Source organism: Actinocorallia aurea, from assembly GCF_054783995.1.
In genome coordinates this window covers 1-23,420 of sequence record NZ_BAAGPQ010000032.1, presented here as the reverse complement: position 1 = coordinate 23,420, position 23,420 = coordinate 1, and the positions used below count along the sequence as shown (strand labels likewise).

Sequence of the window (23,420 nt, the reverse complement as noted above, 5' to 3'; positions counted from 1 at the left end):
GAGGACCATCCGTGACTAGGTTCACCGCATGGCGCCGGCGCTCCTGGGCGGGCTACGCCGTCGTGCTGGCCGCTCTGGTGGCCATCGGCGCCATTTACGCCGGTGTGTCGCCCGCCACCGATCAGGCGCAGGCGACCGGCACCCAGGCCCAGGCAGCCGACCTCGCCAAGGGCAAGGAGCTGTTCAACCAGAACTGCGCCAGCTGCCACGGCATCAACGCCGAGGGCACCAAGGACGCCGCCGACAACACGATCGCGCCGAGCCTCATCGGCGTCGGCGCGGCGTCGGTCCACTTCCAGGTCAGCACCGGTCGCATGCCGGCGATGACGACGGCCGCGCAGATCCCCAGCAAGAAGGTCGTCGCGCCGTTCGACGACGAGGAGAACATCACCGCGGTCGCCGAGTACATCCAGTCCCTGGGTGGCGGCCCGGGTGTCCCCGCCGTGCCCGAGGGTGGCGACGTCGCGCTGGGCGGGAAGCTCTTCCGCACCAACTGCGCGCAGTGCCACAACTTCACCGGCCAGGGCGGCGCCCTGACCGAGGGCAAGTACGCGCCGGACCTGCTGGAGACCACGCCGACCCAGATCTACGAGGCGATGCTCACCGGCCCGCAGGCCATGCCCGTCTTCAACGACACGACCCTCACGCCGGCGGACAAGGCCGCGATCATCGCGTTCCTTGAGACCGTCCGCGAGGAGCCCAACCCCGGCGGCCACGGACTCGGCCGCATGGGCCCGGTCTCCGAGGGCCTCGCCGGCTGGGTGGTCGGTATCGGCCTGCTCGTCTTCGCGTCCATCTGGATCACCGCCAAGAAGCCGAAGAAGCTGAAGAAGTCATGAGCGACGAAACCAACGAGAATCCCGCGCCAGAGCGCGTGATCGGCACCCCGGCCGCGGCTCCGGCCGGCAAGGCCCTGGTCGCCGACGACGAGGTCGGACCCGTCGAGGCCGGCTACGAGCTCGACGAGCGCAAGGCCAAGAAGGCCGAGCGCATCGTCGCGACGCTTTTCCTGCTCGCCTTCGCCGCGAGCGTCGGCTTCATGGTCTACTTCATCGGCTGGAGCGGCCGCGACGGCGGGATGCACGGCATCCACCGCGCGCAGGAGTCGAACCTCTGGCTCGGCGGCCTGATGACGCTGGCGTTCCTGGCCCTGGCCGCGGGCGTCACCGTCTGGTTCCGGCGGCTGATGACCAGCGTGCCGATCGAGCAGGAGCGCCACGACCTCGCCACCGACGAGGCCACCCGCGCGTCCTTCGCCCGCGACTTCCAGCAGGGCGCGGCCGACAGCGGGTTCGTCAAGCGCCCGCTCGTGCGCCGCACGCTCCTGCTGGCCGCCGCGCCGCTGGGCCTCGCGCCGCTGTTCCTGCTGCGCGACCTCGGTCCGCTGCCGGAGAAGCGCCTGCGCAGCACCTGGTGGGGCGAGGCGGTGGAGAAGGCCAAGGGCGAGGGCAAGAAGGGCGTCCGGATCGTCGTCGACGGCACCAACGCCCCGCTCAAGGCCTCGGACTTCAACTCGCCCGGCGGCATGATCACCGTGCTGCCGGAGGGCATCCACGAGAACGGCGAGGAGTCGCTGACCCTCATCGCGAAGGCGTCGACGATCCTCGTCAACATCGAGCCCGACCTCATCAAGCCGGTCAAGGGCCGCGAGAACTGGACCGTCAACGGGATCATCGCGTACTCCAAGATCTGCACGCACGTCGGCTGCCCCGCGGCCCTGTACGAGCAGACCACGCACCGCATCCTGTGCCCGTGCCACCAGTCGACGTTCGACGCGACCGACGGCGCGAAGGTCGTCTTCGGCCCGGCCGCCCGTCCGCTGCCCCAGCTGCCGCTCGCGGTCGACGACGAGGGCTACCTCATCGCGACGGGTGACTACCCCGAGCCCATCGGGCCTAGCTTCTGGGAGCGTGGCTGACCATGGCAGACGAGACCCTGCCCAAGGCGGTCGCGGGACCGCTGAACTTCGTGGACGACCGGCTCGGCACGGTCGGCTTCATGAAGCGGAACGTCAAGAAGGTCTTTCCGGACCACTGGTCGTTCCTGCTGGGCGAGATCGCCCTGTACTCGTTCATCATCCTGCTGCTGAGCGGCACCTTCCTCACGCTCTGGTTCAAGCCGAGCATGCTGGAAGTGCACTACGACGGCTCCTACGAGCCGCTGCACGGGGTGCTGATGTCCGAGGCGTACGCCTCGACGCTGCACATCACGTTCGACGTGCGCGGCGGTCTGCTCATGCGGCAGATCCACCACTGGGCGGCCATCCTGTTCATGGCCTCCCTCATGGTGCACATGCTCCGCGTGTTCTTCACCGGCGCGTACCGCAAGCCGCGTGAGATCAACTGGCTGATCGGCCTCGGCCTGTTCACGCTGGGCATGCTCGAAGGCCTCTTCGGCTACTCGCTGCCGGACGACCTGCTGTCCGGCACGGGTCTGCGCATCACCCAGGGTGTGCTCGAGGCGATCCCGATCGTCGGCACGTACGGGTACATGTTCCTGTTCGGCGGGGAGTTCCCCGGCGTGGACATCATCCCGCGCATGTTCACCCTGCACATCCTGCTGATCCCGGGCATCATCCTCGCCCTGGTGACGGCGCACATGATGATCATGTGGCACCAGAAGCACACCCAGATGCCGGGCACCGGCGGCACCGAGACCAAGGTGACGGGCTACCCGTTCTACCCGGTCTTCATGGCCAAGGCCGGCGCGTACTTCCTGTACACCTTCGGCATCATCGCCCTGCTCGGCACGTTCGCCCAGATCAACCCGATCTGGCTGTTCGGCCCGTACGACCCGTCGGCCATCTCGGCCGCCTCGCAGCCCGACTTCTACATGGGTCTGCTGGAAGGTTCGCTGCGGCTCATGCCGAACTGGGAGATCACCGCCTGGGGCCACACGCTGAGCCTCAACGTGCTCATCCCGGCGCTGGTGCCGCTCGGCATCGTGTTCACCGGAGCGGGCATCTGGCCGTGGCTGGAGCGCTGGGTGACCGGCGACCACCGGTACCACCACGTCAACGACCGCCCGCGCAACGCCCCCACCCGCACCGGCCTCGGTGTCGCGATGGTCGCGTTCTACGGCATCCTGTGGCTGGCCGGCGCCAACGACGTGCTGGCCGAGAAGTTCCACCTGTCGCTGTACGCGACGACCTGGTTCTTCCGGTTCTTCGTCTTCATCGGCCCGGTCCTCGCGTTCATCATCACCAAGCGCCTCTGCCTGGGCCTCCAGCGCAGCGACGCCGCGACGATGGCGCACGGCTACGAGTCCGGCACCATCGTGATGAGCCCGGACGGCGAGTTCTCCGAGCTGCACAAGGAGCCCGCGAACTCCGAGAAGGCCAAGATGCTGTCCAAGGAGGAGCCGAAGGCCCCGCTGCCCGCGGTCGACGCCAACGGCGTCCCCGCCAAGGGCACCAAGGGCCCGATCGGCCACCTCAGGACCCGCCTGGCCATGTGGTACAACGGCGACTCCGTCCCCGTCGAGGGCGACGGCGACCCGCACTCCCACGGTCATGACGAGCAGCACAAGGAGCTGACTCACTAGACCCGGTTGCCACACAGCCGAAAAAAGGGCCCGCCACCCCGCAGGGGGTGGCGGGCCCTTTTCGCTGGGCCTGGCAGGTCGAGTTCAGTCCGGCAGACCGAGGGAGAAGACGGACTCCAGGTCGTGGCGGGAGTAGGTGCGGAAGGCGATGTGGGTGTCGGTGTGGACGACGCCCGGGATCTTGTTGAGGCGGCCGGGGATGACCTCGGCCAGTTCGTCGTGGTGGCGCACGCGGACCATGGCCAGCAGGTCGTGGTCGCCGGTGATCGAGTACACCTCGCTGACCCCGTCGAGTTTCACGATGGCCTCGGCGACCTCGTTGATCTGGTCCACTTCCGTCTGGATGAGCACGATGGCGGTAATCAAGGGGCCTCCTCCTTTAGTCCGGTTCCTCCCAGGTTACGAGGGGAACGGAGGAGAGGAGATCACGGGCTAGCGGCGGGACGCCAGTGCGGCGCCTCTGGCGATGACGCCGGGGCGGCGGGCGAGGAGGCCCAGCAGGGCTCCGGCGGCGAAGCCGTAGATGTGCGCGACGTAGGCCACGTCGTCGGCGGCGCCGAGGCTGAGCCACTGGAGCACGAAGAACTGGCCGAGCAGGACCCAGGCGGGGAGCCGGAACGGCAGGAAGCCGCTGACCAGCGCGATCGTGCGCGAGCGCGGGTGGATCACCAGGTGGGAGCCGAGGACCCCGGCGATGGCCCCGGATGCCCCGATGAGGGGGGTCTCCGAGCCGGGCTGGGTGATCGCGTACCCGTAGACGGCGGCGAGGCCGCAGGCCAGGTAGAAGAGCAGGAAGCGGATCCTGCCGAGCCTGTCCTCGGTGGCCTGGCCGAAGACGAACAGGTAGATCATGTTGCCGAGCAGGTGCAGCCAGCCGCTGTGCAGGAACATCGAGCTGAAGGCCGACAGCAGAGGGATCTTGGCGTAGGACCGCGCGCCGCATTCGTGGATCACCTCGGCCGGCAGCGGGATCGCCTCGTCCGAGGTCAGCTCCCGCGGGATGGCCCCGAACTCGTGGATGAACACCGACTGCGCGCAGCTCAGGGACAGCGCGTCGGCGTTGTCGTTGCCGAAGACCGCCATCGGCGTCAGCAGGAAGACCACGAAGTTCGCCGCGATCAGGGCATAGGTGACGAGCGGGACCCGCCTGGTGGGCTGGTTGTCATACAGGGGAATCGCCACGTCGGCCAGCGTAGGGCTTCGGGTCCCCGTAGGCACCGTCGATCCACGCCCGCAGTCCTTCCGCGCCGCCGACCGGGCAGGCCCACACCCCCGTCACCTCGACCAGCCGGACCCCCGGGGACTCCAGCCAGCGCAGGACGCACTCCATCTCCTCGGGGGCCGCAGCGAAGCGCTGAGGGCCTTGCAGGACGGTCTCCGCGGTCGCCACGCACGCGTCGACGTAGGGCCGGTAGCGGGGTGCTCCGGGCGGGATGGCGCCGGTGGCGGCCAGCCGTCCCAGACGGACGACCGCGAGCTCCCAACCGCCCGACGGCTCCGGGCGCGCCGCGACCAGCTCCGGGCACGCCGCGAGGGAGGCGAACCGCTGCGCCCGCCAGGCGGCCCGCAGGAAGGCCGCGAGCCGGTCCCGCCAGGCGCCTGCCTCCTCGTAGCGCAGCTCGCCCGCCAGTCTGTCGATCCTGCCGCGGGCGGCCCGGACGACGGGGCCGGCGGCGCCCGTCATCGCGCCGCGGGCCAGCGCGACGTGCCCCGCGTAGGCCTCGGGGCTCTCGCGGCCGTCGCAGGGGGAGCCGCAGCGGCCGAGATCGGCGAGCGCGCAGGTGTGCGTCTTGCCCGCGGCGATCCGGCGCTCGGTCAGCGGCTGGTTGCACTGGCGCAGCGGCGCCGTCTCGTGCAGGGCGGTCTTCGCCTCCTCGGCCGACCCGGCGGACGGGAAGGGCCCGAGGTAGGCGGCCTCGTCCGCCCGGCACTCGCGGACGACGGACAGCCGTGGGAAGGCCTCGTCGGTGAGCTTCAGCCAGACGGCCCGCTCGGGGAACTTCGAGCGGCGGTTGTAGCGCGGCTTGTGCTCGGCGATCAGGCGCAGCTCCCTGACCTCGGCCTCCAGCGCGGTGGGGCAGGCGATGGTGCGCACCCGCTCGGCGATCCCGACCATCTCCCGGACGCGCCCGCGGGTCTCGCTCGCGGTGAAGTACGACCGGACGCGGGTGCGCAGGTCGCCGCTCTTGCCGATGTAGAGGATCTCCCCGGAGGCGTCCTCGAAGAGGTAGACGCCGGGCCCGGACGGGACGCCGTCGGCGAGGTGCCGCTTCGCCTGCTGCTCCTTGGTGGGCGCCTTGGCGAAGGCCTTGGCCTCCTCCAGGCTGGCGACGCCGAAGGCGCCGAGCCGCTCCAGCAGCCCGTGCAGGACGTCGACGGTGGCGCGGGCGTCGGCCAGCGCGCGGTGGTTGGGGGTGGTGGCGGCCCGGAAGAAGCGGGCGAGGGTGCCGAGCTTGCGGTTCGGCACCTCGTCGCGGGTGAGGACGCGGCGGGCCAGATCGGCGGTGTCCAGGACGGGGAAGGCGGGCCAGGCGTACCCGTGACGGGCGCAGGCGGCCTTGAGGAAGCCCACGTCGAAGGGCGCGTTGTGGGCGACCAGGACGGTGCCGCGGGCGAACTCCAGGAAGGAGGCGAGGACTTCGGGCACCCGGGGGGCGCCGACGACCATCTGCTGGGTGATCCCGGTGAGCACGGAGATGAAGGGCGGAATGGGCAGCCCGCAGTCAACGAGGGTGCCCAGCTCCCCGACGACCTGCCCGCCCTTGACCTTGACCGCGCCGATCTCGGTGATGCCGCACTCGTCGGCGGAGCCTCCGGTGGTCTCCAGGTCGACGACGGTGAAGGTGACCTCGGCCAGTGGGGTGCCGAGGTCGTCGAGTGTGCCTTGAACGCCTTGCATGGTCGGCACCGTAGGGGCCGCGTGTGACAAAATCTGCACAGACCGAAAGGAGCGGGACCATCACTTCGGACGAGAGCCTCAGCGGGCCGCTGCCCGAGGCGGTGCGCCGCCGCGTGGTGGACGCCGCCGCCGAAGTGCTGGCCGCGCTGCCCGCCGAGGACGTCCCGGTGCCGCTCCGGCGGATCGTGAAGTTCCGGCCGAAGGCCAGAGCCCGCGAGGGCGGCTCGGTCATCGCCAAGCAGCTCGACGCCGACGCGGCGTTCCGCGCCCGGGTGGGCGATCGCCTCCGGGAGTCCGAGCCGGAGCTGGCCGAGGCCCTGGAGCGGGGGGAGCGCCCCGAAGGTGCCGACGCCGTCCGGGTCGCCGCCGCGGCCTACCTGCTCCGCCCGGGAGGGTGGCCGGCGCACGTCGAGGCGGCCAGGGCCGAGCTGGTCCGCGCCGCCGAGGACGCCCGCGAGTCCCAGGCCGTCCAGGAGGCGGAGACGATGCGGGACCGGCTGGAGGAGGCCCGGGCGGCCCACGCGGCCGAGACGGGCGGGCTGAGGGCCGAGCTGAAGACCGCCAGGGCCGAGGTGGCCGATCTTCGCCGCAAGCTCGGCGAGGAGCGCAGGACCGCCCGCGAGGCGATCGAGCGCACGGCGGAGCTGGACGCCGCGCGGAGGGCCGACCGGGAGGAGTCCGCGGCCGCGCTCGGCGCGCTGGAGCGGGAGCTGAAGGCGCTGAAGACGAAGCTGGCGTCGTCGGAGGCGGCCCTGGAGTCCCACCGCAAGGCCGCGCGCGAAGGGCGCAGCATCGAGGACGTCAGGCTGCGGCTGCTGTTGGACACGCTGGTCGACGCCGCGCAGGGCGTGCGGCGCGAGCTGAACCTCCCGTCGGTGATCTCCCGGCCCGCCGACCTCGTAGCGGGCGCGGCGGAGGCGGGGACCCCGCATGGCAGGTCCCTCGCCGAGAGCGACGCGCAGCTCTTCCAGGAGCTGCTGATGGCGCCGCGGGCCCATCTGATCGTCGACGGCTACAACGTCACCAAGACGGGATACGGCGAGCTGCCGCTGGCCGATCAGCGCGCCCGGCTGATCAGCGGCCTCGGCGGGCTGTACTCCCAGACGCACGCGGAGATCACCGCGGTGTTCGACGGCGCCCAGGTCGAGGGGCATGTCGCGGTGCAGGCGCCGCGCGGGGTCCGGGTGCTGTTCAGCAGGCCCGGCCAGATCGCCGACGAGCTGATCGCCGAACTCGTCCAGGCCGAGCCGCCGGGCCGGGTGTTCGTCGTGGTTTCGTCCGACCAGGAGGTCGCGGCGTCGGCGCGGCGCGCGGGCGGCCGGGCGGCGACGTCGGGTCTGCTGCTCAAGCGGCTCGGGCGCTTCTGACCGCCTGCCTCCGGGAGTTTCAGGGCGGGTTCCGACCGCCGATTCCGGGCACTGAGCTGCCTTGACGTGGGCGCTGTCCCGCTAAACCCGTCAAGCGTGAGAAAAGCGTGAAATAGCGGCGTTCCGGTTGTGAGGGGGCCCCTTCGGCACTAGGGTCAAGCGCTGACAAACCAGTGCAAGAAGGGGCGTTTCCGCTGTGGCTGTAGACACTCCGAAGTTCCGCAGCCTGGCCGTCGCGTGCCTGGCCGCAGCCCTCGTCTGGAGTGTCCCCGGCGCCGCCCAGGCCGAGCCGAGCAAGGCCGAGGCCCAGAAGAAGCTGGACAAGCTCAACGAGCAGGTCGAGAAGCTCGTCGACAAGTACAACGGCCTGGAAGGCGACCTCAAGATCGCCCAGCGCAAGCTCACCTCCGCCAAGAAGGCCGCCTCCCGCGAGAAGAAGGCCTTCGACTCGGCGCGCGAGGGCATCGTGGCGATGGCCGCCGACGCCTACAAGACCGGCGACATCAGCGACATCTCCTCGCTGCTGTCCTCCGGCGACCCCCAGGACGTCCTCGACCAGGTGTCGATCTTCTCCCACGTGAGCAACCAGCGCGGCGACAAGATCAAGGACTTCCTCGCCTCCACGCAGCGGATGGAGCGCGAGAAGGGCAACGCCCAGGACGCCTTCGACAAGGTCAACGCCAAGGTCAAGGACATCAAGGACCAGAAGGCGGTGATCGACAAGGCCATCAAGAAGCAGCAGGACCTCGTCGAGAGCCTCGGCGGCGACACCACCACGAGCGGCCCCGTCGGCGGCACCTACACCGGCCCCGCCAGCGGCCCCGCCCGCACCGCCCTGGACTACGCCTACGCCCAGCTCGGCAAGCCCTACATCTACGGCGGCACCGGCCCCACGGGCTACGACTGCTCCGGTCTGACCTCCAAGTCGTGGGCCGCCGCCGGAGTGGCGATCCCCCGCACCGCCGCCTCGCAGTACAACTACACCGCGAGCAAGCGGGTCTCCCGCGAGAACCTCCAGCCGGGCGACCTGATCTTCTTCAGCGGCCTCGGCCACGTCGGCATGTACGTCGGCGGCGGCAAGATGATCCACGCGCCCCGCACGGGCAAGAACGTGGAGATCGTCTCCATTACCTCCGGCTACTACTACGACCGCTTCGTCGGCGGCGGCCGGCCGTAGCCCGAGCCGTCCAGGCGGCCCCGCGCAACACCACGGCAACACCCCGGAAACGCCCGATATGGCCTGTTTCTCGGGTCCCGGAAGGCTCACCGGTCCGGTGAGACCTGTGTCACCCTCGGGCAAAAGCCCGCTTCACCAGGGCATACCTGGGCGTGGTCATCTTTGCGGGCCATTTGCCTTTCGCTGTTTCTTTGGTACCTTCGAGTTGAAGGCGGCGTTATCCGAACGTTGCCGACCGGTGGCCTCACCCAGCGGCCACCCGTGGTACACCCGCCGACCAGCCTGATCCGAGAGCCGGTGTCTAGGACGACACCCGCGCCGCGCAGTGAAGCGTAGGACAGAGCGATCTGAGCCCTTTTGAAGGGCGTCGGCGTCACCGACAACCCAACCCGCAGTCGCGCGGTCGTGCGGCGGTATCCCAATCCGCCCTCCCGGGCCCCATCACGCCCGGAGACCGCGACGGCTAACGCCGAGTCCGCGTACGCGCGGAGCCGGGGACCCAACCCGCAGGCACCCCGAACCACCCCCAAAGGGTTCGAGCCATGCCCGCGGCGGGGTTAATCGGCCGGGCCGCTCCATCAAGCGGCAGGCCGTAGGGCACTTCTCCACTTCCGCCCGCACCCGACAGCTAACCCGGTAGGCGTCAGGAAGAAGGAGATTCCCCTGTCTCGCACCCTTGGCACTCGCCTGCCCTCGAACCGGCGTGTGCGGCTGGCCTCCGGCCTGCTCGCCACCTCGGTCCTCGTCCCGGGAGCCCTCATAGCGGTTCCCGCGCAGGCCGCCGCGGCCGAAACGACGGCCACGACGCAGAAGGCCACCAAGAAGAAAAAGAAGGCCTGGTCCGAGCGCAAGAAGACCGCGCAGAAGGCCCTGGCCTGGGCGAAGAGGAAGAAGGGCAAGCCGTACGTCTACGGCGCGGCGGGCCCGAACTCCTTCGACTGCTCCGGTCTCGTGGGCTACGTCTACCGCAAGGCGGGCGTGAAGCTACCGAGGACGACCACGTCGATCTACGCGCACTTCAAGCGGAAGATCAAGTGGAAGGACCTCTACCCGGGAGACCTCGTCTTCTTCTACGGAGGCCGCAGCCACGTCGGCATCATCTCCAAGGTGTCCGGCAACAAGGTGTGGATGATCCACTCTCCCCGCACCGGTGACCACGTCCGTCAGGTACTGCTCGACAGCTACCGCAAGAAGAACTTCAACGGAGCCGTGCGCCCCTACTAGGCGTGCGGACCCACGGCGGAGGTTCCCGCAAGACCCTCCGGGATCTCCGCCGCGCACCTCATTCAGTCAATGCACGCGGGATTGGCCCCCAGAAGTCATGGGGGCCGTCCTCCCGCCGAGTCCGCGCCCAGCGCGGAGCCGGGGACCCACTCGCCGATCAGCGATCGGCACGGGGTGAATCGGTGGCTCGCCACCGTAGGGCTATTCCAGGCCCGAATCCGTCAGCTAACCCGGTAGGCGGCATGGAAACAGGAGTTGAAGCAAAGCTATGTCCGGTCGTCACGCCAAGCAGACTGCCCTGACCCTCAAGCTCGCCGGTGGCGTCATCGCCGCAAGCCTCCTCGGTGGCACCTTCGGTGCCGCGGCCCACGCCAACACCGTGGAAGAGAACACCAAGACCAACGCCGAGATCACCGCGTCCGCGCTGAACCTCGCCGGCCTCGGCGCCGTCAACAAGGGCGGCCTGTCGGCCATCCAGGTCAAGCTGGACGGCAAGACCAAGGCCCACTCCAGCACCGCTTCCGAGGACGCCTCCGCCGACGCCTCCTCCGACGAGGCCAAGCGCGACACCGAGGAGAAGCAGGCCATCGCGGGCGTCACCGCCGAGGAGTTCGTCGCCGAGGCCAAGTCCCAGGTGGGCCAGGCCGAGGACTCCAGCGGCGAGACCAAGTTCAGCGAGTGGTACTCCAAGACCGACCGCGCCGCCGAGACCGTCGAGCGCGACGGCGGCAGCCGCGCCGGCTACCTGGACGCCGAATGGTGCAACATGTTCGTCTCCTGGGTCGCCGAGCAGACCGGCATGGAGGACACCGTCGGACAGGACGCCTGGACCGTCGCGCACGCGAAGTGGTTCAAGGAGGAAGGCCGCTGGGGCACCACCCCGAAGGCGGGCGCCATCGTCTTCTTCAACTGGAGCGGTGAGAAGGGCCTCGACGACATCCAGCACGTCGGCATCGTCGACCACGTCGACGACGACGGCACCATCCACACCGTCGAGGGCAACACCGGCAACGAGGTCCAGCAGAAGGTCCGCTCCGCCGACCAGATCGTCGGCTACGGCTACCCGGACTACAAGAGCTGACGGACCGGCCACTGACGCCGATCAGCGCGAAGGCCCCGGAGCCTCGGAATCCGGGCGCGGTCATAGGATCGCTGCCCATGGAGTCCGACGCCCCGGGGCCTTCCCATGTCCGCAGCCGCCGCGCGGTGCTGCGCGCGGGGGCGCTGGCGGGCGCGGGGCTGCTCGCGGGCTGCCGCGCCGCGCAGACCCCCGCCCCCGCCGCGACGGGCCCGGCGCCCGAGGCGGTGAAGTCCCTGCTCGCAGCCCGTGCCGCGGCGGTCCCGGCCAAGGACAAGGCGGCGTTCCTGGCCACCGTGGATCCTGCCGAACCGGGGTTCCTCGCCCGTCAGGAGGAGCTGTTCGACGTGCTCGCCGGGCTGCCCCTGGCCGTCTGGCGGGAGGACCTGGAGTCCTTCGACGGGAGCCTCGCGACGCTCCGGACCTCCCACTCCTACCAGGGCTTCGACACCGCCCAGGCGGTGCGCACCGCCTACCTGCGGGTGGGCCCGTCCGGGATCACCGGGGACGGCGGCGACGGGCACGCCGACGATCCGCAGATCTGGTCGCGCGGGCGGGTCCGGGCCGTTCAGGGCGAGTCCTGCCTCGTGGTGGGGGAGGGGCCGCTCGACCAGGTGGCGGCCGGGCTCGACCGGGCCGCCCCCGCGGTCACCGCGGTCGTCGGGAAGGGCTGGGCGCGCAGGGCGATCGCGCTGGTGCCGGTCGACGGCGAGCACGCCCGCGTCCTCGCCGGCGACCGCGACCTCGCCGAGATCGCCGCGCTGGCCGCGGCCCCGCCGAACGCCGACGGCAGCACGCCGCCGGCCCGCATCCTGGTCTCGCCCGAAGCCTGGCCCCGCCTCAGCGCGCTGGGCCGCAGGGTCGTCCTCACCCACGAGCTCACCCACATCGCGGCCGACGCCGCCTCCGACACCACCACGCCGCTGTGGCTGGTCGAGGGGTTCGCGGACTACGTCGGATACCTGGGCGCCGGGGCCACGGACCGGGAGGCGGCCGTGGAGCTGGCACGCGAGGTGGAAGCCGGAGACCTGCCCAGCGCGCTCCCCGGCAAGGACGCCTTCGGCGGCTCCTCGCCCCGGCTCAGCCAGGCATACCAGGAGTCCTGGCTAGCCTGCCGCATGATCGCCGAGACCTACGGGCAGGCCAAGCTCGTCGCCCTCTACCGCGCCGCCCGGGACCGCCCGGAGAAGGAGGCCCTGCGCGACGTGCTCGGCACCGCCGACATCGTCCCCGCCTGGCGCGACTACCTGACGGCCCGCCTCGGCTGACCGTGCCGGACCCGCCGCCGGGCGGTACGGGCGGTTCCGCGGCATCGCGGGGTTGCTGGCATTGTGGGGGCTGCGATGAAGAGTCTCATAGTGACCAACGACTTCCCGCCCCGGGCGGGCGGTATCCAGCAGTTCGTCCACCAGCTCGCGCTGCGCAGGCCCGAGGGCTCGGTGGTGGTCTACGCCCCCCGGTGGAAGGGCGACCGCGCGTTCGACGCGGCGCAGCCGTTCCCGATCGTGCGCCACCCCACGTCGCTGATGCTGCCGGAGCCGTCGGTGCTGCGGCGTGCCCGCGACATCGCGCGCGCCGAGGGCTGCGACTCGGTGGTGTTCGGGGCCGCCGCTCCGCTCGGCCTCCTCGCGCCCGCGCTGCGCCGGACGGGGATAGGCCGGGCCGTCGGGATCACGCACGGCCACGAGGCCGCGTGGGCGCAGCTGCCCGCCGCGCGGAGCCTGCTGCGCAGGATCGGCGACGGCCTCGACGTGCTCACCTACCTCGGCGACTACACCCGGTCCCGCATGTCCGAGGCCCTGTCGCCGCAGGCCGCCGCCCGGCTGACGCGGCTGGCCCCGGGCGTCGACGAGACGGTCTTCCGGGCCGGGGCGGGCGGCGCGGACGTGCGCAAGCGGCACGGGCTCGACGGCCGCCCGGTGGCGGTGTGCGTGTCGCGGCTGGTGCCCCGCAAGGGCCAGGACACCCTCATCCGGGTCTGGCCCGCGGTCCGCGCCCGGGTGCCGGACGCGGCCCTGCTGCTCGTCGGCGGCGGTCCCCACCGGGCCGAGCTGGAGCGCCTGGTCGACGAGGCGGGGGTGCGCGACTCGGTGGTGTTCACCGGCGCGGTGCCGTGGCGGGAGCTGCCCGCCCACTACGACGCGGGCGACGTCTTCGCGATGCCGTGCCGCACCCGCCGCGGCGGCCTCGACGTCGAGGGCCTCGGCATCGTCTACCTGGAGGCCTCCGCGACAGGCCTCCCCGTCGTGGCCGGCGACTCCGGCGGCGCTCCCGACGCAGTCCTGAAGGGCGAGACCGGCCTAGTGGCCCCCGGCCGTTCCCCCGGCGCGGTCGCCGACGCGGTCGCGACCCTCCTGTCCGACCCCGAAAAGGCCCGCGCCATGGGCCAGCGAGGCCGCACCTGGGTAGAGCGCGAATGGACCTGGTCCCGCCAGTCCGAAAGATTCAGCGCCATCCTGGACACCTGACCAAAAGACCAGTTCACACCCGCCAGAAGCCAGCTAAAACCCACCAAAAAAGCAGTTTCCACGCCCGCCCAAAGGCGGCGCCCCCGAACGGTTCCCGGGAGCGCCGCCAGGCGCGGCCACCCACGATCGAAACACCCACGAACAGGCCCGGAGGCCGGCAGCCCAGGGATCTCAAGCGCCCGATCACCGCGACGCCGAAGGCGGCGCCAATATCAACGCCCCTGGCCGCGGCGCAACGGGAGGGACTTCTTGGCCGTGCCGTGCCTTCCGGTCTTGGCCTGGGCTTGTTGGCGGGCCTTGTTGCGGGCGGAGCGGCGGCGGTCGTTCTGGGTGCCCTCTTCGATCTCATTGCGTGATAGCCGGGCCATCGCTGGTCAACCCCCTCTACGGACGGTCACAGAAACCATCCATCGGTTGACAATCAGTATTTAGGGGGTTGAACCAGGACGGAACCGGTGAAAGGTAGATCTACCGGTAGATCTCCTCGATCACCGGGGCGAAGGCGCTGACGACCAGGTGGCGCTTCACCTTGAGCGACGGGGTCAGGTAGTCGTTCTCCACCGTGAAGTCCTCGTCGAGGATCTTGAACTTCTTGATCTGCTCGGCGTGCGAGACCGAGAGGTTCGCCGACTCGACCGCCTTGGCGATCTCCGCGATGACCTTGGGCTCCTCGGCCAGCTCCGCGATCGACTTGCCGGCCAGTCCGTTGGCGGCCTGCCACGGCTCGACCGCCTCGGGGTCGAGGGTCACCAGGGCCGCGACGAACCGCTGGCCCTCGCCGACCACCAGGCACTGGCTGACCAGCGGGTGCGCCCGGACGCGGTCCTCCAGCGGGGCCGGGGCGACGTTCTTGCCGCCCGCGGTCACCAGGATCTCCTTCTTGCGCCCGGTGATCGACAGGAAGCCGTCGGAGTCGAGCGCGCCGAGGTCGCCGGTGTGGAACCAGCCGTCCTCGATCGCGTCCTTGGTGGCCTGCTCGTTGTTCCAGTAGCCGGCCAGGACGCCGATGCCTCGGGCGAGCACCTCGCCGTCCTCGCCGATCCGGATCGACGTGCCGGGCACGGGCCGCCCGACCGAGCCGATCTTGAGGTGGCGCGGGGTGTTCACCGACAGGGGCGCGGTGGTCTCGGTGAGGCCGTAGCCCTCCAGGATGGTGATCCCGACGCCGCGGAAGAAATGGCCGAGCCGCTCGCCGAGGGCCGCGCCGCCCGACACCGCGTGGGTGACGTTGCCGCCGACCGCCTCGCGGAGCTTGCCGTAGACGAGCTTGTCGAAGACCGTGTGCTTGACCTTGAGGCCGAAGCCGGGGCCGCCCGGGGCGTCCAGCGCCTTGCTGTAGGCGATGGAGGTCTCGGCGGCCTTGGCGAAGATCTTGCCCTTGCCGCCGGCGATCGCCTTCTGCTCGGCGCCGTTGTAGACCTTCTCGAACACGCGCGGGACGGCGAGCAGGAAGCTCGGCTTGAAGGAGCCGAGGTCGTCCAGGAGGTGCTTGATGTCGGGGCTGTGGCCGAGCACGACACCGGACTCGATCACCAGGACCTGGATCATCCGGGCGAAGACATGCGCCAGCGGGATGAACAGGAGGGTCGAGCCTCCGGCGTGGCCGAGGATCTCGTCGAGCTCGCCCAGCTTGGCGTTGCGGCACAGCTCCACGAAGTTGCCGTGGGTCAGCTCGCAGCCCTTGGGGCGGCCGGTCGTGCCCGAGGTGTAGATCAGGGTGGCGAGGTCGGAGAGCCGGCGCGAGGTGCGGCGCTCTTCGAGGAGCTCGTCGGACACCTCGGCGCCGGCCTCGGCCAGCTCGTCCAGGCCGCCGTCCTCGATCACCCACACGCGCTCGCCCCCGGCCTCCTTGACGGAGGCCTTGTGCGCGGTGTTCTCGGTGAAGACGCCGAACGCGCCGGAGTCCGAGAGGATCCAGGTGATCTGCTCGACCGAGGAGGTCTCGTAGATCGGCACCGTCACGGCGCCCGCCGTCCAGATCGCGTAGTCGATGACGGTCCACTCGTACCGGTTGCGCGAGAGCAGGCCGATCCGGTCGCCCGGCTGGACGCCGAGGGCCACCAGGCCCTTGGCGACCGCGACGACCTGGTCGCGGAACTCGCCGATCGAGACAGGGCGCCAGCCGCCCTTGCCGTCGGGCCGCCTGAACGCGATCTTGCGCGGGTCGCGGGCGGCACGCTCGAAGACGGTGTCCGTCGTCGTGGCCGAGGCGGGCACCTCCACCAGGGCGGGGGCGGTGTATTCACGCACTGAACTGGTCCTTCGCGTCTTCGCGGGCAGGGGCTCGCAGGAACGTACCGTGAATCGGCTACCGGCGGGTAGCCCCGGATTCGAGGATATCGCGGCGTGCTCGTTCCTTGACCGCAGCGCGACGTTATGTTGGAGGACATGCGGATCCACGTGGTGAGCGACGTCCACGGCAGGGCAGACGCGCTGGCCCGCGCCGGAGACGGGGCCGACGCGGTGGTCTGCCTGGGCGACCTGATCCTGTTCGTCGACTATGCCGATCCGGCCCAGGGCCTGTTCGGGGAGCTGTTCGGCGAGGTGGCCGCCAAGGAGTACCTGGCGCTGCGAGCGGTAGGGGAGTACGCGCGGTCGCGGGCCCTGGCCGACGACCTGTGGGCCTCGCTCGACGGCGATCCGCGCACCTACATCGAGGCGGCGGTCCGGCGCCAGTACAGCGCGCTGTTCGCGGCCATGCCCGTGCCGTCCTACCTGACGTACGGCAACGTCGACGTCCCCGGGCTGTGGCCCGAGTTCGTCCGCGACGGCCACACCGTCCTCGACGGGCAGACCACCAAGATCGGCGGGCTGACCTTCGGGTTCGTCGGCGGGGGCCTGCGCACCCGCTACCACACCCCGAACGAGATCACCGACGAGGAGTTCGCGGCCAAGGTCGCCGCGGTCGGCGCGGTGGACGTGCTGTGCAGCCACATCCCGCCCGCGGTCCCCGAACTGCTCTACGACACCGTCGCCCGGCGGTTCGAGCGCGGCAGCGACGCGCTGCTCGACGCGGTCCGCGAGACGCAGCCCCGGTACGTGCTGTTCGGCCATGTGCACCAGCCCTTGGCGACGCGCACCCGGATCGGCAGGACCGAGTGCGTCAACGTCGGGCACTTCCGGGCGAGCGGAGAGCCTTACGTGCTCAGCCTGGAGGAGTAATCTCCGCCTAGGACCATGACGAAGGGGACGCGATGGCCGACCGGACCAGTTCCAGCATCACGATCAACGCCGCCAAGTCGCAGATCATGGGGGTGATCGCCGACTACGCCGCCTACCCGCAGTGGGCCGACGGCATCTCCGCGGCCGAGGTCGTCAGCTCCGACGAGCAGGGCAGGCCGGAGGTCGTCCGGATGACGCTGGCGTCCGGCCCGATCAAGGACACCTACAGCGTCCGCTGCCACTGGAGCGGCGAGGACGAGCTGCGCTGGGACCTCTCCGAGGCCGGCGCCGTGGTCTCGGGCCTGAGCGGCAGGTACGCCCTGGCCGACGGCCGCGACGGCACCGAGGTCCGCTACGAGCTGGCGGTCGACGTCAAGATCCCGATGATCGGCATGATCCGCCGCAAGGCCGAGAAGGTCATCATCGACTCGGCCCTGAAGGGCCTGAAGCGCCGCGTCGAGGTGGCGGCGGCCGCCAACTGAACCCCCGCAGGCAGTACGTGCGGGTAACCGGCCGGGCACGGTACGGTTACCGGCCGACCATGAGGTGAATGGGAAGCGCATGACCGATCAGCCGGGAAACGTCCTCGAAGAGGCCTTCAAGCTGTTCGAGGCGGTGCGCCGCAGGGTGGGCGACGACCGTCCGGGCCAGGGCGGCGACGTGTGGAGCGAGGCGGTACGTGAGGAGACGGCGGAAGCCCGCTGCCCGCACAACTGCCCCGCGTGCCGTGCGATGGAGGCCGCCAAGGCCGCCGGGCCCGATGTCGTCGGCCATGTGGTCGACGCCGGACAGGCTCTTTTCGCCGCTTTCCAGGAGGCCGTGGCGGGGTATGAGCGCACGCGCTCGTCCCGTCCCGAAGGAGGGGCGGAGACGTGGCGGGCGGATCGCGCCCCCCGGGAAGGGGAGCGCGGGTCCGGCGGGGACGACCCGCTGGACATCGGCTGAGGTGGATCGCCCGGACGATGGATGTCCGGGGGGAAGAGGAGGATTCGGCGATGTCGCTGACCATCGGTGTGGATGTGGGTGGCACCAAAGTCGCCGCGGGAGTGGTCGATGATCAGGGGCGAATCCTCGAGAAGCTGCGCAGGCCGACGCCGTCGACGAACCCGGAGCTGACCGCCGGGGTCATCGCGGAGGTGACGAACCTGCTGAAGGCCAAGTACGCCGACGTCAGCGCGGTCGGGCTCGGCGCGGCGGGGTTCGTGGACGAGACCCGCTCGATCGTGCTGTTCGCGCCGAACCTCGCGTGGCGGGACGAGCCGCTGAAGCAGAAGGTCGAGAAGCTCACCGGTCTGCCCGTGGTGGTGGAGAACGACGCCAACGCGATGGCGTGGGGCGAGTACCGGTTCGGCGCGGGCCGCGGTGAGGACCATGTCGTCTGCGTGACCCTCGGCACCGGGATCGGCGGCGGGATCATCGTCGACGGCAGGCTCTACCGCGGCAGGCACGGCATCGGCGCGGAGCTGGGCCATGTCCGGGTCGTCCCGGACGGGCGGCGTTGCGGGTGCGGCAACCGGGGCTGCTGGGAGCAGTACGCCTCGGGCAACGCCCTGTCGCACGAGGCGCGCGACCTGGCCCGGGTGGAGCCGAAGCGGGCGGCGCGGATGATGGAGCTGAGCGGCGGCACGGTGGAGATCACCGGACTCGCGGTGTCCGAGGCGGCCCGGGAAGGCGACGCGGCGGCCCTGGAGTGCTTCGAGACCGTCGCGGACTGGGCGGGCCAGGGCCTCGCGGACCTCACCGCGACCCTGGACCCTGCGCTGTTCATCATCGGCGGCGGGCTGTCGGCGGTCGCGGACCTCTTCCTGGACCGGATGACCAAGGCCTACGCCGACAGCGTCACCGGCCGCGGCCACCGGGGCCTCGCGGAGATCCGGATCGCCGAGCTGGGGCCGGACGCGGGGATCGTCGGCGCGGCGGATCTGGCCCGGCACCAGTAGCGGCGGGAGGAGGTCGGGTGGCCGCGGTGCGGGCGCTCACCTACAACGCGAGGTCGCTGCGCGACGACCCGGCCGCCTTCGCGCGCGTCGTGCGGGCCTGCGCCCCCGACCTGCTGTGCCTTCAGGAGGTGCCCCGCTACGGCCGCTGGCGCGCGGCGCGGGAGGGGCTGGCCCGGGCCGTCGGGATGCGGGTGCTGGCCGGGCGGCGCACCGCGGGCCTGGCAGTCCTCGGCGGGCCCGGGGTGCGGCTGGTGCGGGCCGGGTTCCACCGGCTGAGCTGGGCGCCGCCCCGGCACCGCAGGGCGCTGGCCGTCGCGGTGGTGGAGGTTGCGGGGCGGGAGCTCGCGGTCGCGTCCGTGCACCTGGGCCTCGACCCGGTCGAGCGGGTCGGGCACGTCCGGGAGCTGCTGGGGCTGCTGCCCGCCTACGGGGCCCCGGTGGTGCTGGGCGGCGACTTCAACGAGACGCCGGACGGCAGGGCCTGGAACCTGCTCTCGGGGGTGCTGCGCGACGCTTATGCGACCGCGCCCGAAGGCGGTGAGATGACCTTCCCGGCCTGGCGCCCCGGACGGCGGATCGACGGTTTCTTCACCGATCCGGATCTTCCGGTCCTCGGCTGCGGCGTCCCGCCCGTCCCGCGCGAGGCCGACCTCGCCCTCGCGACGGACCACCTCCCGGTCCTGCTGCGGCTCGGCCCGTCCTGACCGGCGGCTTACTGCGGGACCCTACGGCCCGGTCAGGTCAGACGCGCTGGCGCGCTTCACCGCCGCGCCCGGCGCGCTGCCACTAGAGTCCGATTTCGGCAGCAGGCAGCGTGGGAGGGCGGGCATGGAGATTCTCATCAATCTCGGGATCGGCAAGGCGGTGACCGTGGCCCCGGGCAAGCGGGTGCCGATCGCCTTCGACGTGGAGTGGAACGATCCCGACGGGGTGCACGCCGGGGGCGCGACCGCCGCGTGGCTGCCGAAGCGGTCCGGGCCGCACGTGACCACGCTGACGGTGACCGTCAGCGGCCAGACCGCGGGCGAGAAGCTCAAGCTCGCGGTGGCCGAGTACGCCCGGGACGGGTCCGCACGCGTCAAGGACCTCGTCGGCGAGGACAAGGTCGGCAATGGGACCAAGGTCGAGTACACGCTGACCGGGCTGGTGTCGCTGTTCGCGGACAAGTCCTACCGGGCCGAGGTGGAGAACTTCGGCACGACGACCGTCACCGTGGAGAAGGCCTACCTCAAGGTCGCCGGATAGATCGCCGGAGAGATCAGCGGGCAGAACGGCAGGCGGGCCGGCGGGTCAGACGACCGCGCCGTCGTCGCCGTCGCGCGGCTCGTCGCCCATCCGCAGGACCAGGGTGACGAACCCGCCGATGAAGGCCGCGACCGCGAGGAACGCCGCCCATCCCGGGGACGACCAGCGCAGCACCACGGTCGTGAGGATGTAGGCGGGGCCGCCGACCAGGCACGCCCAGGCGAGCCGGGTGGTCGGGTCGCCGGTGGGCAGTGGGGGAGGGGGCGGGGGCTCATAGTGGCCCTCCGCGTCCTCCTCGAGTGATCCGTCGGCCTTGACGGCGGGCTCGTCGTCCTCGTCGTCGCCCGGGGGAGGGCCGGAGAAGACGATCCGGGCCGTGGGGAGGCGGCCGGTGCGGTCCTCACCCGGGTCCAGATGCTCCGAATCCGGCCACGACTGCTCGGCGGGCTCGTCGTCGAAACCCGCGATGATCTCGGCGAAGGCCGCGTCGTCGGCTCTCTGGTCGCGCTCGGCGGGCTCCTTGCGCTCGGTGGCCGGCGCCGCAGGGGAGGCGGCCAGCCTTTCGCGCAGCAGGGGATGCAGCAGCTTCTCGGCCTCGCCCTTGTGGTCGGCGTCCACGTGCACGCGGTCCAGCACGTCGGGGCCCGCGGTCTCGCCCGCCAGCGCGTAGGCGGCGATCCCCGCGGCGCCCAGCACGGCGAGCAGCTCGTCGGCGAGGTCGGGGACGAGGTCGATCAAGGGCGTGTAGGTGTCCGCTGACAGCCCGTTCTCGCGGCGGTTCACTTCCCTCAGCTCCTCGGGTACCCGTCGGCCATCATGCGATGAGCCTACGGTGCGAATCGTCCCATGGAGCGCGCGGGGACGCGATCGTTGCGGAGACTCCCCCGGGGAAACGGCTCCCGTCCGTGCGAAGATGTCTCGCGCATCGGATACGGGTGCACGGCGAAGAGAGGCGGGCGCGGATGTTCTGGTGGGTGGTCAAATCCATCTTGGGTCCCATTCTCTGGGTGGTCTGGCGGCCGAAGAACAGCGGGCTCGGCAATGTGCCCGAGCAGGGGCCGGCGATCCTCGCCTGCAACCACCTGTCCTTCGCCGACCACTTCTTCGGCCCGCTGCCGCTGCGCCGCAGGATCGTCTTCCTCGGCAAGCGCGACTACTTCACCGGCAAGGGGATCAAGGGCTGGTTCAGCCGGTTCTTCTTCAGCGGCGTCGGGGTGATCCCGATCGACCGGACCGGTGGCAAGGCCAGCGAGGAGGCCCTCGTGACGGGCCTGCGCGTGCTCGGCGAGGGCAAGCTCCTCGGGATCTACCCCGAGGGCACCCGGGTGCCGGACAACCGGCTGTTCAAGGGCAAGACCGGCGTCGCCCGGCTCGCCCTGCAGGGCCGCGTCCCGGTCGTCCCGATGGCGATGATGCACACGTTCGAGCTGATGCCGGCGGGCGCGCGGCCCAAGGTCTTCGGGCTGCCCGGCAGGCCGGGCGTCCGGTTCGGCGAGCCGCTGGACTTCTCGGAGTACTACGGCCGCGAGGACGACCGCGAGGTGCTCCGCACGGTCACCGACCGGATCATGAAGGCGATCCAGGAGCTGTCCGGCCAGGAGTACGTCGACAGGTACGCCGCCGAGGTCAAGGCCGAGCAGCAGGGCCGCGAGGCGCGCCGGTCGGACGACGACGACGAGTGAGCCGACGACGAGTGAGCGGCGCCGGGTGAGGTGCGGCGCGTGAGCGCGGGCGTCGAGGCGGTCCTGTGGCGGTCGATCGCGGTCTTCCGGGTGGTCGCCTGCGCCTACGCGGGGATCCTGATCATCTCGGGGCACGGCGGCTACCGGCATCCGCTGGGCGGCTTCGCCGTCCTCGCGGTGATGGCCGGCTGGACGGCGGTGGCCGCGCGGGTGCGGGGCGGGACCGTCTTCGGGCTGGCCGACCTGGCCGTCTCGGTCTCGTGCCTGCTGGCGACGGGCCTGGTGGAGACCCGCGCGGACCTCGCTTCGGGGACGCCCAACCTGACCGTCAGCTGGGTGGCCGCGCCCGTCATGGCGTGGGCGCTGCGCGGCGGGGTCGGGCACGGGGTCGCCGCGGCCGTCGCGGTGGCGGTGCCGGACGTGGCGCTGCGCGCGGGCTACGCGGGGGTCTTCACCCAGACGACGTTCAACGGGATCGTCCTGCTGCTCATGGTCGGCGTGATCGTCGGATCCCTCGGCACGCTGGCGCTGGCGGCCGAGCGGCGGATGGCCCGGGCCGTGGCGATGGAGACCGCGACCCGCGAGCGCGAGCGGCTCGCCCGCGACATCCACGACTCGGTCCTGCAGATCCTCGCGCTCGTGCAGCGGCGCGGCGGTGAGCTCGGCGGCGAGGCCGCGGAGCTCGGAAGGCTCGCGGGGGAACAGGAGGCCGCCCTGCGCGCGCTGATCTCCGGCCCCTCGGACCCTCCGTCCGTCCCCGGCCTACCCGGGGCGTCCAGCGCGCTGGACGGCGACGAAGTGGACCTGCGCACCCTCCTCACCCGGCGGGCCTCGGCCACCGTCCAGCTCGCCACCCCGGCGACGCCGGTGCCGCTGCCCGCGACCGCCGCCCGGGAGCTGGCCGCGGCCGTCGGGGCGGCCCTGGACAACGTCGCGGCCCACTGCCCGCCCGGCACGCGCGCCTGGGTGCTGGTCGAGGACGACGGGGCCGCGGTGACCGTCAGCGTCCGCGACGAGGGGCCGGGGATGCCCGCGGGGCGGCTGGCGCAGGCCGCCGAGGACGGGCGGCTCGGCGTCGCCCAGTCGGTGCGCGGCAGGGTCCGCGATCTCGGCGGCACCGTGGAGATCGTCTCCGCGCCCGGCCAGGGCACCGAGATCGAACTGACGGTGCCGCGCTGACGGTGCCGTGCTGACTGAGCCGCGCTGAGCGTGCCGTGCTGACGGTGCGCTGACGGTGCCGTGCTGAGCGTCGCGGGTTGACGTCGCGCTTACCCGGTTCCCGGCATGATGGGCTCGGGCCGCCGCCGCACTCCCCCGACCCCCGAAAGCGCCGGCCCAGGGAGAGCCCGATGTCTGAGAGCCAGGACAAGCCCGTCGCGGGTGAGAAGGGCAAGCTGCCCGCTCCCGCTCCCGCCCCGCAGTCCGACGCGCCCGCGAAGGCGCCCGAGCAGGACGCCGCCGCCCCCGCGCCGGAGCCGCCCTCACCGTCCGCGCCCGGCCCCGCGGCCACCGCGCCGCTGCCGCCCGTGCCGCCTTCCGCGCCGCCGGTCGCCTCCGCGCTGCCGCCCGTAACGCCTTCCGCGCCGCCGGTCGCCTCCGCGCTGCCCGCGCCGGGCGCAGCCCTGCCGCCCGTGC

General features: G+C 71.6%; 23 protein-coding genes, 1 pseudogene and 2 riboswitches. Of the genes and pseudogenes, 18 read left to right on the top strand and 6 right to left on the bottom strand.

Annotation, left to right across the window (positions count from 1 at the left end; translation table 11 throughout):
* Positions 1-11 precede the first annotated feature (11 nt).
* The 3 genes from qcrC to qcrB are packed head-to-tail and all read left to right on the top strand — an operon-like array spanning position 12 to position 3,543.
* Positions 12-839 carry a cytochrome bc1 complex diheme cytochrome c subunit gene (gene qcrC, locus ACYVOM_RS34855; RefSeq protein ID WP_460307848.1) on the top strand — a complete coding sequence of 276 codons (828 nt, stop codon included), beginning with the start codon at positions 12-14 and terminating at the stop codon, positions 837-839.
* Complete coding sequence (gene qcrA / locus ACYVOM_RS34850; RefSeq protein WP_460307847.1) at positions 836-1,918, top strand: cytochrome bc1 complex Rieske iron-sulfur subunit; 1,083 nt, start codon at positions 836-838, stop codon at positions 1,916-1,918. Before qcrC ends, qcrA begins: the two co-directional genes overlap by 4 nt.
* A gap of 2 nt (positions 1,919-1,920) precedes the next feature.
* Positions 1,921-3,543 (top strand): cytochrome bc1 complex cytochrome b subunit, encoded by a 1,623-nt coding sequence (qcrB, locus tag ACYVOM_RS34845; protein WP_460307846.1) that lies wholly within the window; start codon positions 1,921-1,923, stop codon positions 3,541-3,543.
* 84 nt (positions 3,544-3,627) lie between these two features.
* Here the strand turns inward: qcrB and ACYVOM_RS34840 are convergent, their stop codons facing one another.
* The 3 genes from ACYVOM_RS34840 to ACYVOM_RS34830 form a co-directional block, all read right to left on the bottom strand.
* Complete coding sequence (locus ACYVOM_RS34840) at positions 3,628-3,909, bottom strand: Lrp/AsnC family transcriptional regulator (RefSeq protein WP_460307845.1); 282 nt, start codon at positions 3,907-3,909, stop codon at positions 3,628-3,630.
* Positions 3,910-3,975: 66 nt separating this feature from the next.
* A complete protein-coding gene (locus tag ACYVOM_RS34835; protein WP_460307844.1) occupies positions 3,976-4,725 on the bottom strand; it encodes a rhomboid family intramembrane serine protease in 750 nt (249 codons plus the stop codon).
* Positions 4,706-6,442 (bottom strand): DEDD exonuclease domain-containing protein, encoded by a 1,737-nt coding sequence (locus tag ACYVOM_RS34830; protein ID WP_460307843.1) that lies wholly within the window; start codon positions 6,440-6,442, stop codon positions 4,706-4,708. The genes ACYVOM_RS34835 and ACYVOM_RS34830 overlap by 20 nt, the downstream gene beginning before the upstream one ends.
* A 23-nt stretch (positions 6,443-6,465) precedes the next feature.
* Between ACYVOM_RS34830 and ACYVOM_RS34825 the strand changes: the two genes are divergently transcribed.
* The 6 genes from ACYVOM_RS34825 to ACYVOM_RS34800 all read left to right on the top strand — a co-directional run bounded on the left by ACYVOM_RS34825 (position 6,466) and on the right by ACYVOM_RS34800 (position 13,756).
* Entirely contained in the window at positions 6,466-7,809 is a 1,344-nt protein-coding gene (locus ACYVOM_RS34825) for an NYN domain-containing protein (RefSeq protein WP_460307842.1), read from the top strand.
* Positions 7,810-8,005: 196 nt separating this feature from the next.
* The gene (locus tag ACYVOM_RS34820; RefSeq protein WP_460307841.1) at positions 8,006-8,986 is read left to right on the top strand and encodes a C40 family peptidase; all 981 of its coding nucleotides are present in this window, start codon (positions 8,006-8,008) and stop codon (positions 8,984-8,986) included.
* A 457-nt stretch (positions 8,987-9,443) separates the two neighbouring features.
* Positions 9,444-9,645: riboswitch (cyclic di-AMP (ydaO/yuaA leader) on the top strand.
* A gap of 46 nt (positions 9,646-9,691) precedes the next feature.
* Positions 9,692-10,210 carry a C40 family peptidase gene (locus tag ACYVOM_RS34815; RefSeq protein WP_460307840.1) on the top strand — a complete coding sequence of 173 codons (519 nt, stop codon included), beginning with the start codon at positions 9,692-9,694 and terminating at the stop codon, positions 10,208-10,210.
* Positions 10,211-10,313: 103 nt separating this feature from the next.
* A riboswitch (cyclic di-AMP (ydaO/yuaA leader) is annotated at positions 10,314-10,467 on the top strand.
* An 11-nt stretch (positions 10,468-10,478) separates the two neighbouring features.
* On the top strand, positions 10,479-11,291 hold the full coding sequence (locus ACYVOM_RS34810) for a CHAP domain-containing protein (protein ID WP_460307839.1): 813 nt from the start codon (positions 10,479-10,481) through the stop codon (positions 11,289-11,291).
* A 77-nt stretch (positions 11,292-11,368) separates the two neighbouring features.
* The gene (locus tag ACYVOM_RS34805; protein ID WP_460307838.1) at positions 11,369-12,556 is read left to right on the top strand and encodes a hypothetical protein; all 1,188 of its coding nucleotides are present in this window, start codon (positions 11,369-11,371) and stop codon (positions 12,554-12,556) included.
* A 75-nt stretch (positions 12,557-12,631) separates the two neighbouring features.
* The gene (locus tag ACYVOM_RS34800) at positions 12,632-13,756 is read left to right on the top strand and encodes a glycosyltransferase family 4 protein (RefSeq protein ID WP_460307837.1); all 1,125 of its coding nucleotides are present in this window, start codon (positions 12,632-12,634) and stop codon (positions 13,754-13,756) included.
* A 212-nt stretch (positions 13,757-13,968) separates the two neighbouring features.
* On the opposite strand, the gene ACYVOM_RS34795 is transcribed toward ACYVOM_RS34800, so the two are convergent.
* Positions 13,969-14,124 (bottom strand): hypothetical protein, encoded by a 156-nt coding sequence (locus ACYVOM_RS34795; RefSeq protein ID WP_460307836.1) that lies wholly within the window; start codon positions 14,122-14,124, stop codon positions 13,969-13,971.
* A gap of 100 nt (positions 14,125-14,224) precedes the next feature.
* Positions 14,225-16,006, bottom strand: a complete 1,782-nt coding sequence (locus ACYVOM_RS34790) for an AMP-dependent synthetase/ligase (protein ID WP_460307835.1) — start codon at positions 16,004-16,006, stop codon at positions 14,225-14,227.
* A 138-nt stretch (positions 16,007-16,144) separates the two neighbouring features.
* Between ACYVOM_RS34790 and ACYVOM_RS34785 the strand changes: the two genes are divergently transcribed.
* The 6 genes from ACYVOM_RS34785 (at position 16,145) to ACYVOM_RS34760 (ending at position 20,103) form a co-directional block, all read left to right on the top strand.
* A complete protein-coding gene (locus ACYVOM_RS34785; RefSeq protein WP_460307834.1) occupies positions 16,145-16,918 on the top strand; it encodes a metallophosphoesterase family protein in 774 nt (257 codons plus the stop codon).
* A 32-nt stretch (positions 16,919-16,950) separates the two neighbouring features.
* Positions 16,951-17,400 carry an SRPBCC family protein gene (locus ACYVOM_RS34780; protein WP_460307833.1) on the top strand — a complete coding sequence of 150 codons (450 nt, stop codon included), beginning with the start codon at positions 16,951-16,953 and terminating at the stop codon, positions 17,398-17,400.
* 79 nt (positions 17,401-17,479) lie between these two features.
* Complete coding sequence (locus ACYVOM_RS34775; RefSeq protein ID WP_460307832.1) at positions 17,480-17,863, top strand: DUF5304 family protein; 384 nt, start codon at positions 17,480-17,482, stop codon at positions 17,861-17,863.
* Between the two features lie 50 nt (positions 17,864-17,913).
* Positions 17,914-18,858, top strand: coding sequence for an ROK family glucokinase (locus ACYVOM_RS34770; protein ID WP_460307831.1), 945 nt, complete (start codon positions 17,914-17,916; stop codon positions 18,856-18,858).
* 17 nt (positions 18,859-18,875) lie between these two features.
* Positions 18,876-19,562, top strand: coding sequence for an endonuclease/exonuclease/phosphatase family protein (locus tag ACYVOM_RS34765; protein ID WP_460307830.1), 687 nt, complete (start codon positions 18,876-18,878; stop codon positions 19,560-19,562).
* A gap of 124 nt (positions 19,563-19,686) precedes the next feature.
* On the top strand, positions 19,687-20,103 hold the full coding sequence (locus tag ACYVOM_RS34760) for a hypothetical protein (protein ID WP_460307829.1): 417 nt from the start codon (positions 19,687-19,689) through the stop codon (positions 20,101-20,103).
* Between the two features lie 45 nt (positions 20,104-20,148).
* Here the strand turns inward: ACYVOM_RS34760 and ACYVOM_RS34755 are convergent, their stop codons facing one another.
* On the bottom strand, positions 20,149-20,886 hold the full coding sequence (locus ACYVOM_RS34755) for a hypothetical protein (protein ID WP_460307828.1): 738 nt from the start codon (positions 20,884-20,886) through the stop codon (positions 20,149-20,151).
* Positions 20,887-21,065: 179 nt separating this feature from the next.
* On the opposite strand from ACYVOM_RS34755, the gene ACYVOM_RS34750 reads away from it, so the two are divergent.
* The 3 genes and pseudogenes from ACYVOM_RS34750 to ACYVOM_RS34740 form a co-directional block, all read left to right on the top strand.
* On the top strand, positions 21,066-21,785 hold the full coding sequence (locus ACYVOM_RS34750) for a lysophospholipid acyltransferase family protein (protein ID WP_460307827.1): 720 nt from the start codon (positions 21,066-21,068) through the stop codon (positions 21,783-21,785).
* Between the two features lie 39 nt (positions 21,786-21,824).
* Positions 21,825-22,964: a MacS family sensor histidine kinase gene (gene macS / locus ACYVOM_RS34745; protein WP_460307826.1), complete on the top strand. Its 1,140-nt coding sequence runs from the start codon at positions 21,825-21,827 to the stop codon at positions 22,962-22,964.
* A 170-nt stretch (positions 22,965-23,134) separates the two neighbouring features.
* Positions 23,135-23,420 (top strand): annotated as a pseudogene (locus ACYVOM_RS34740) (hypothetical protein); the annotation flags it as partial.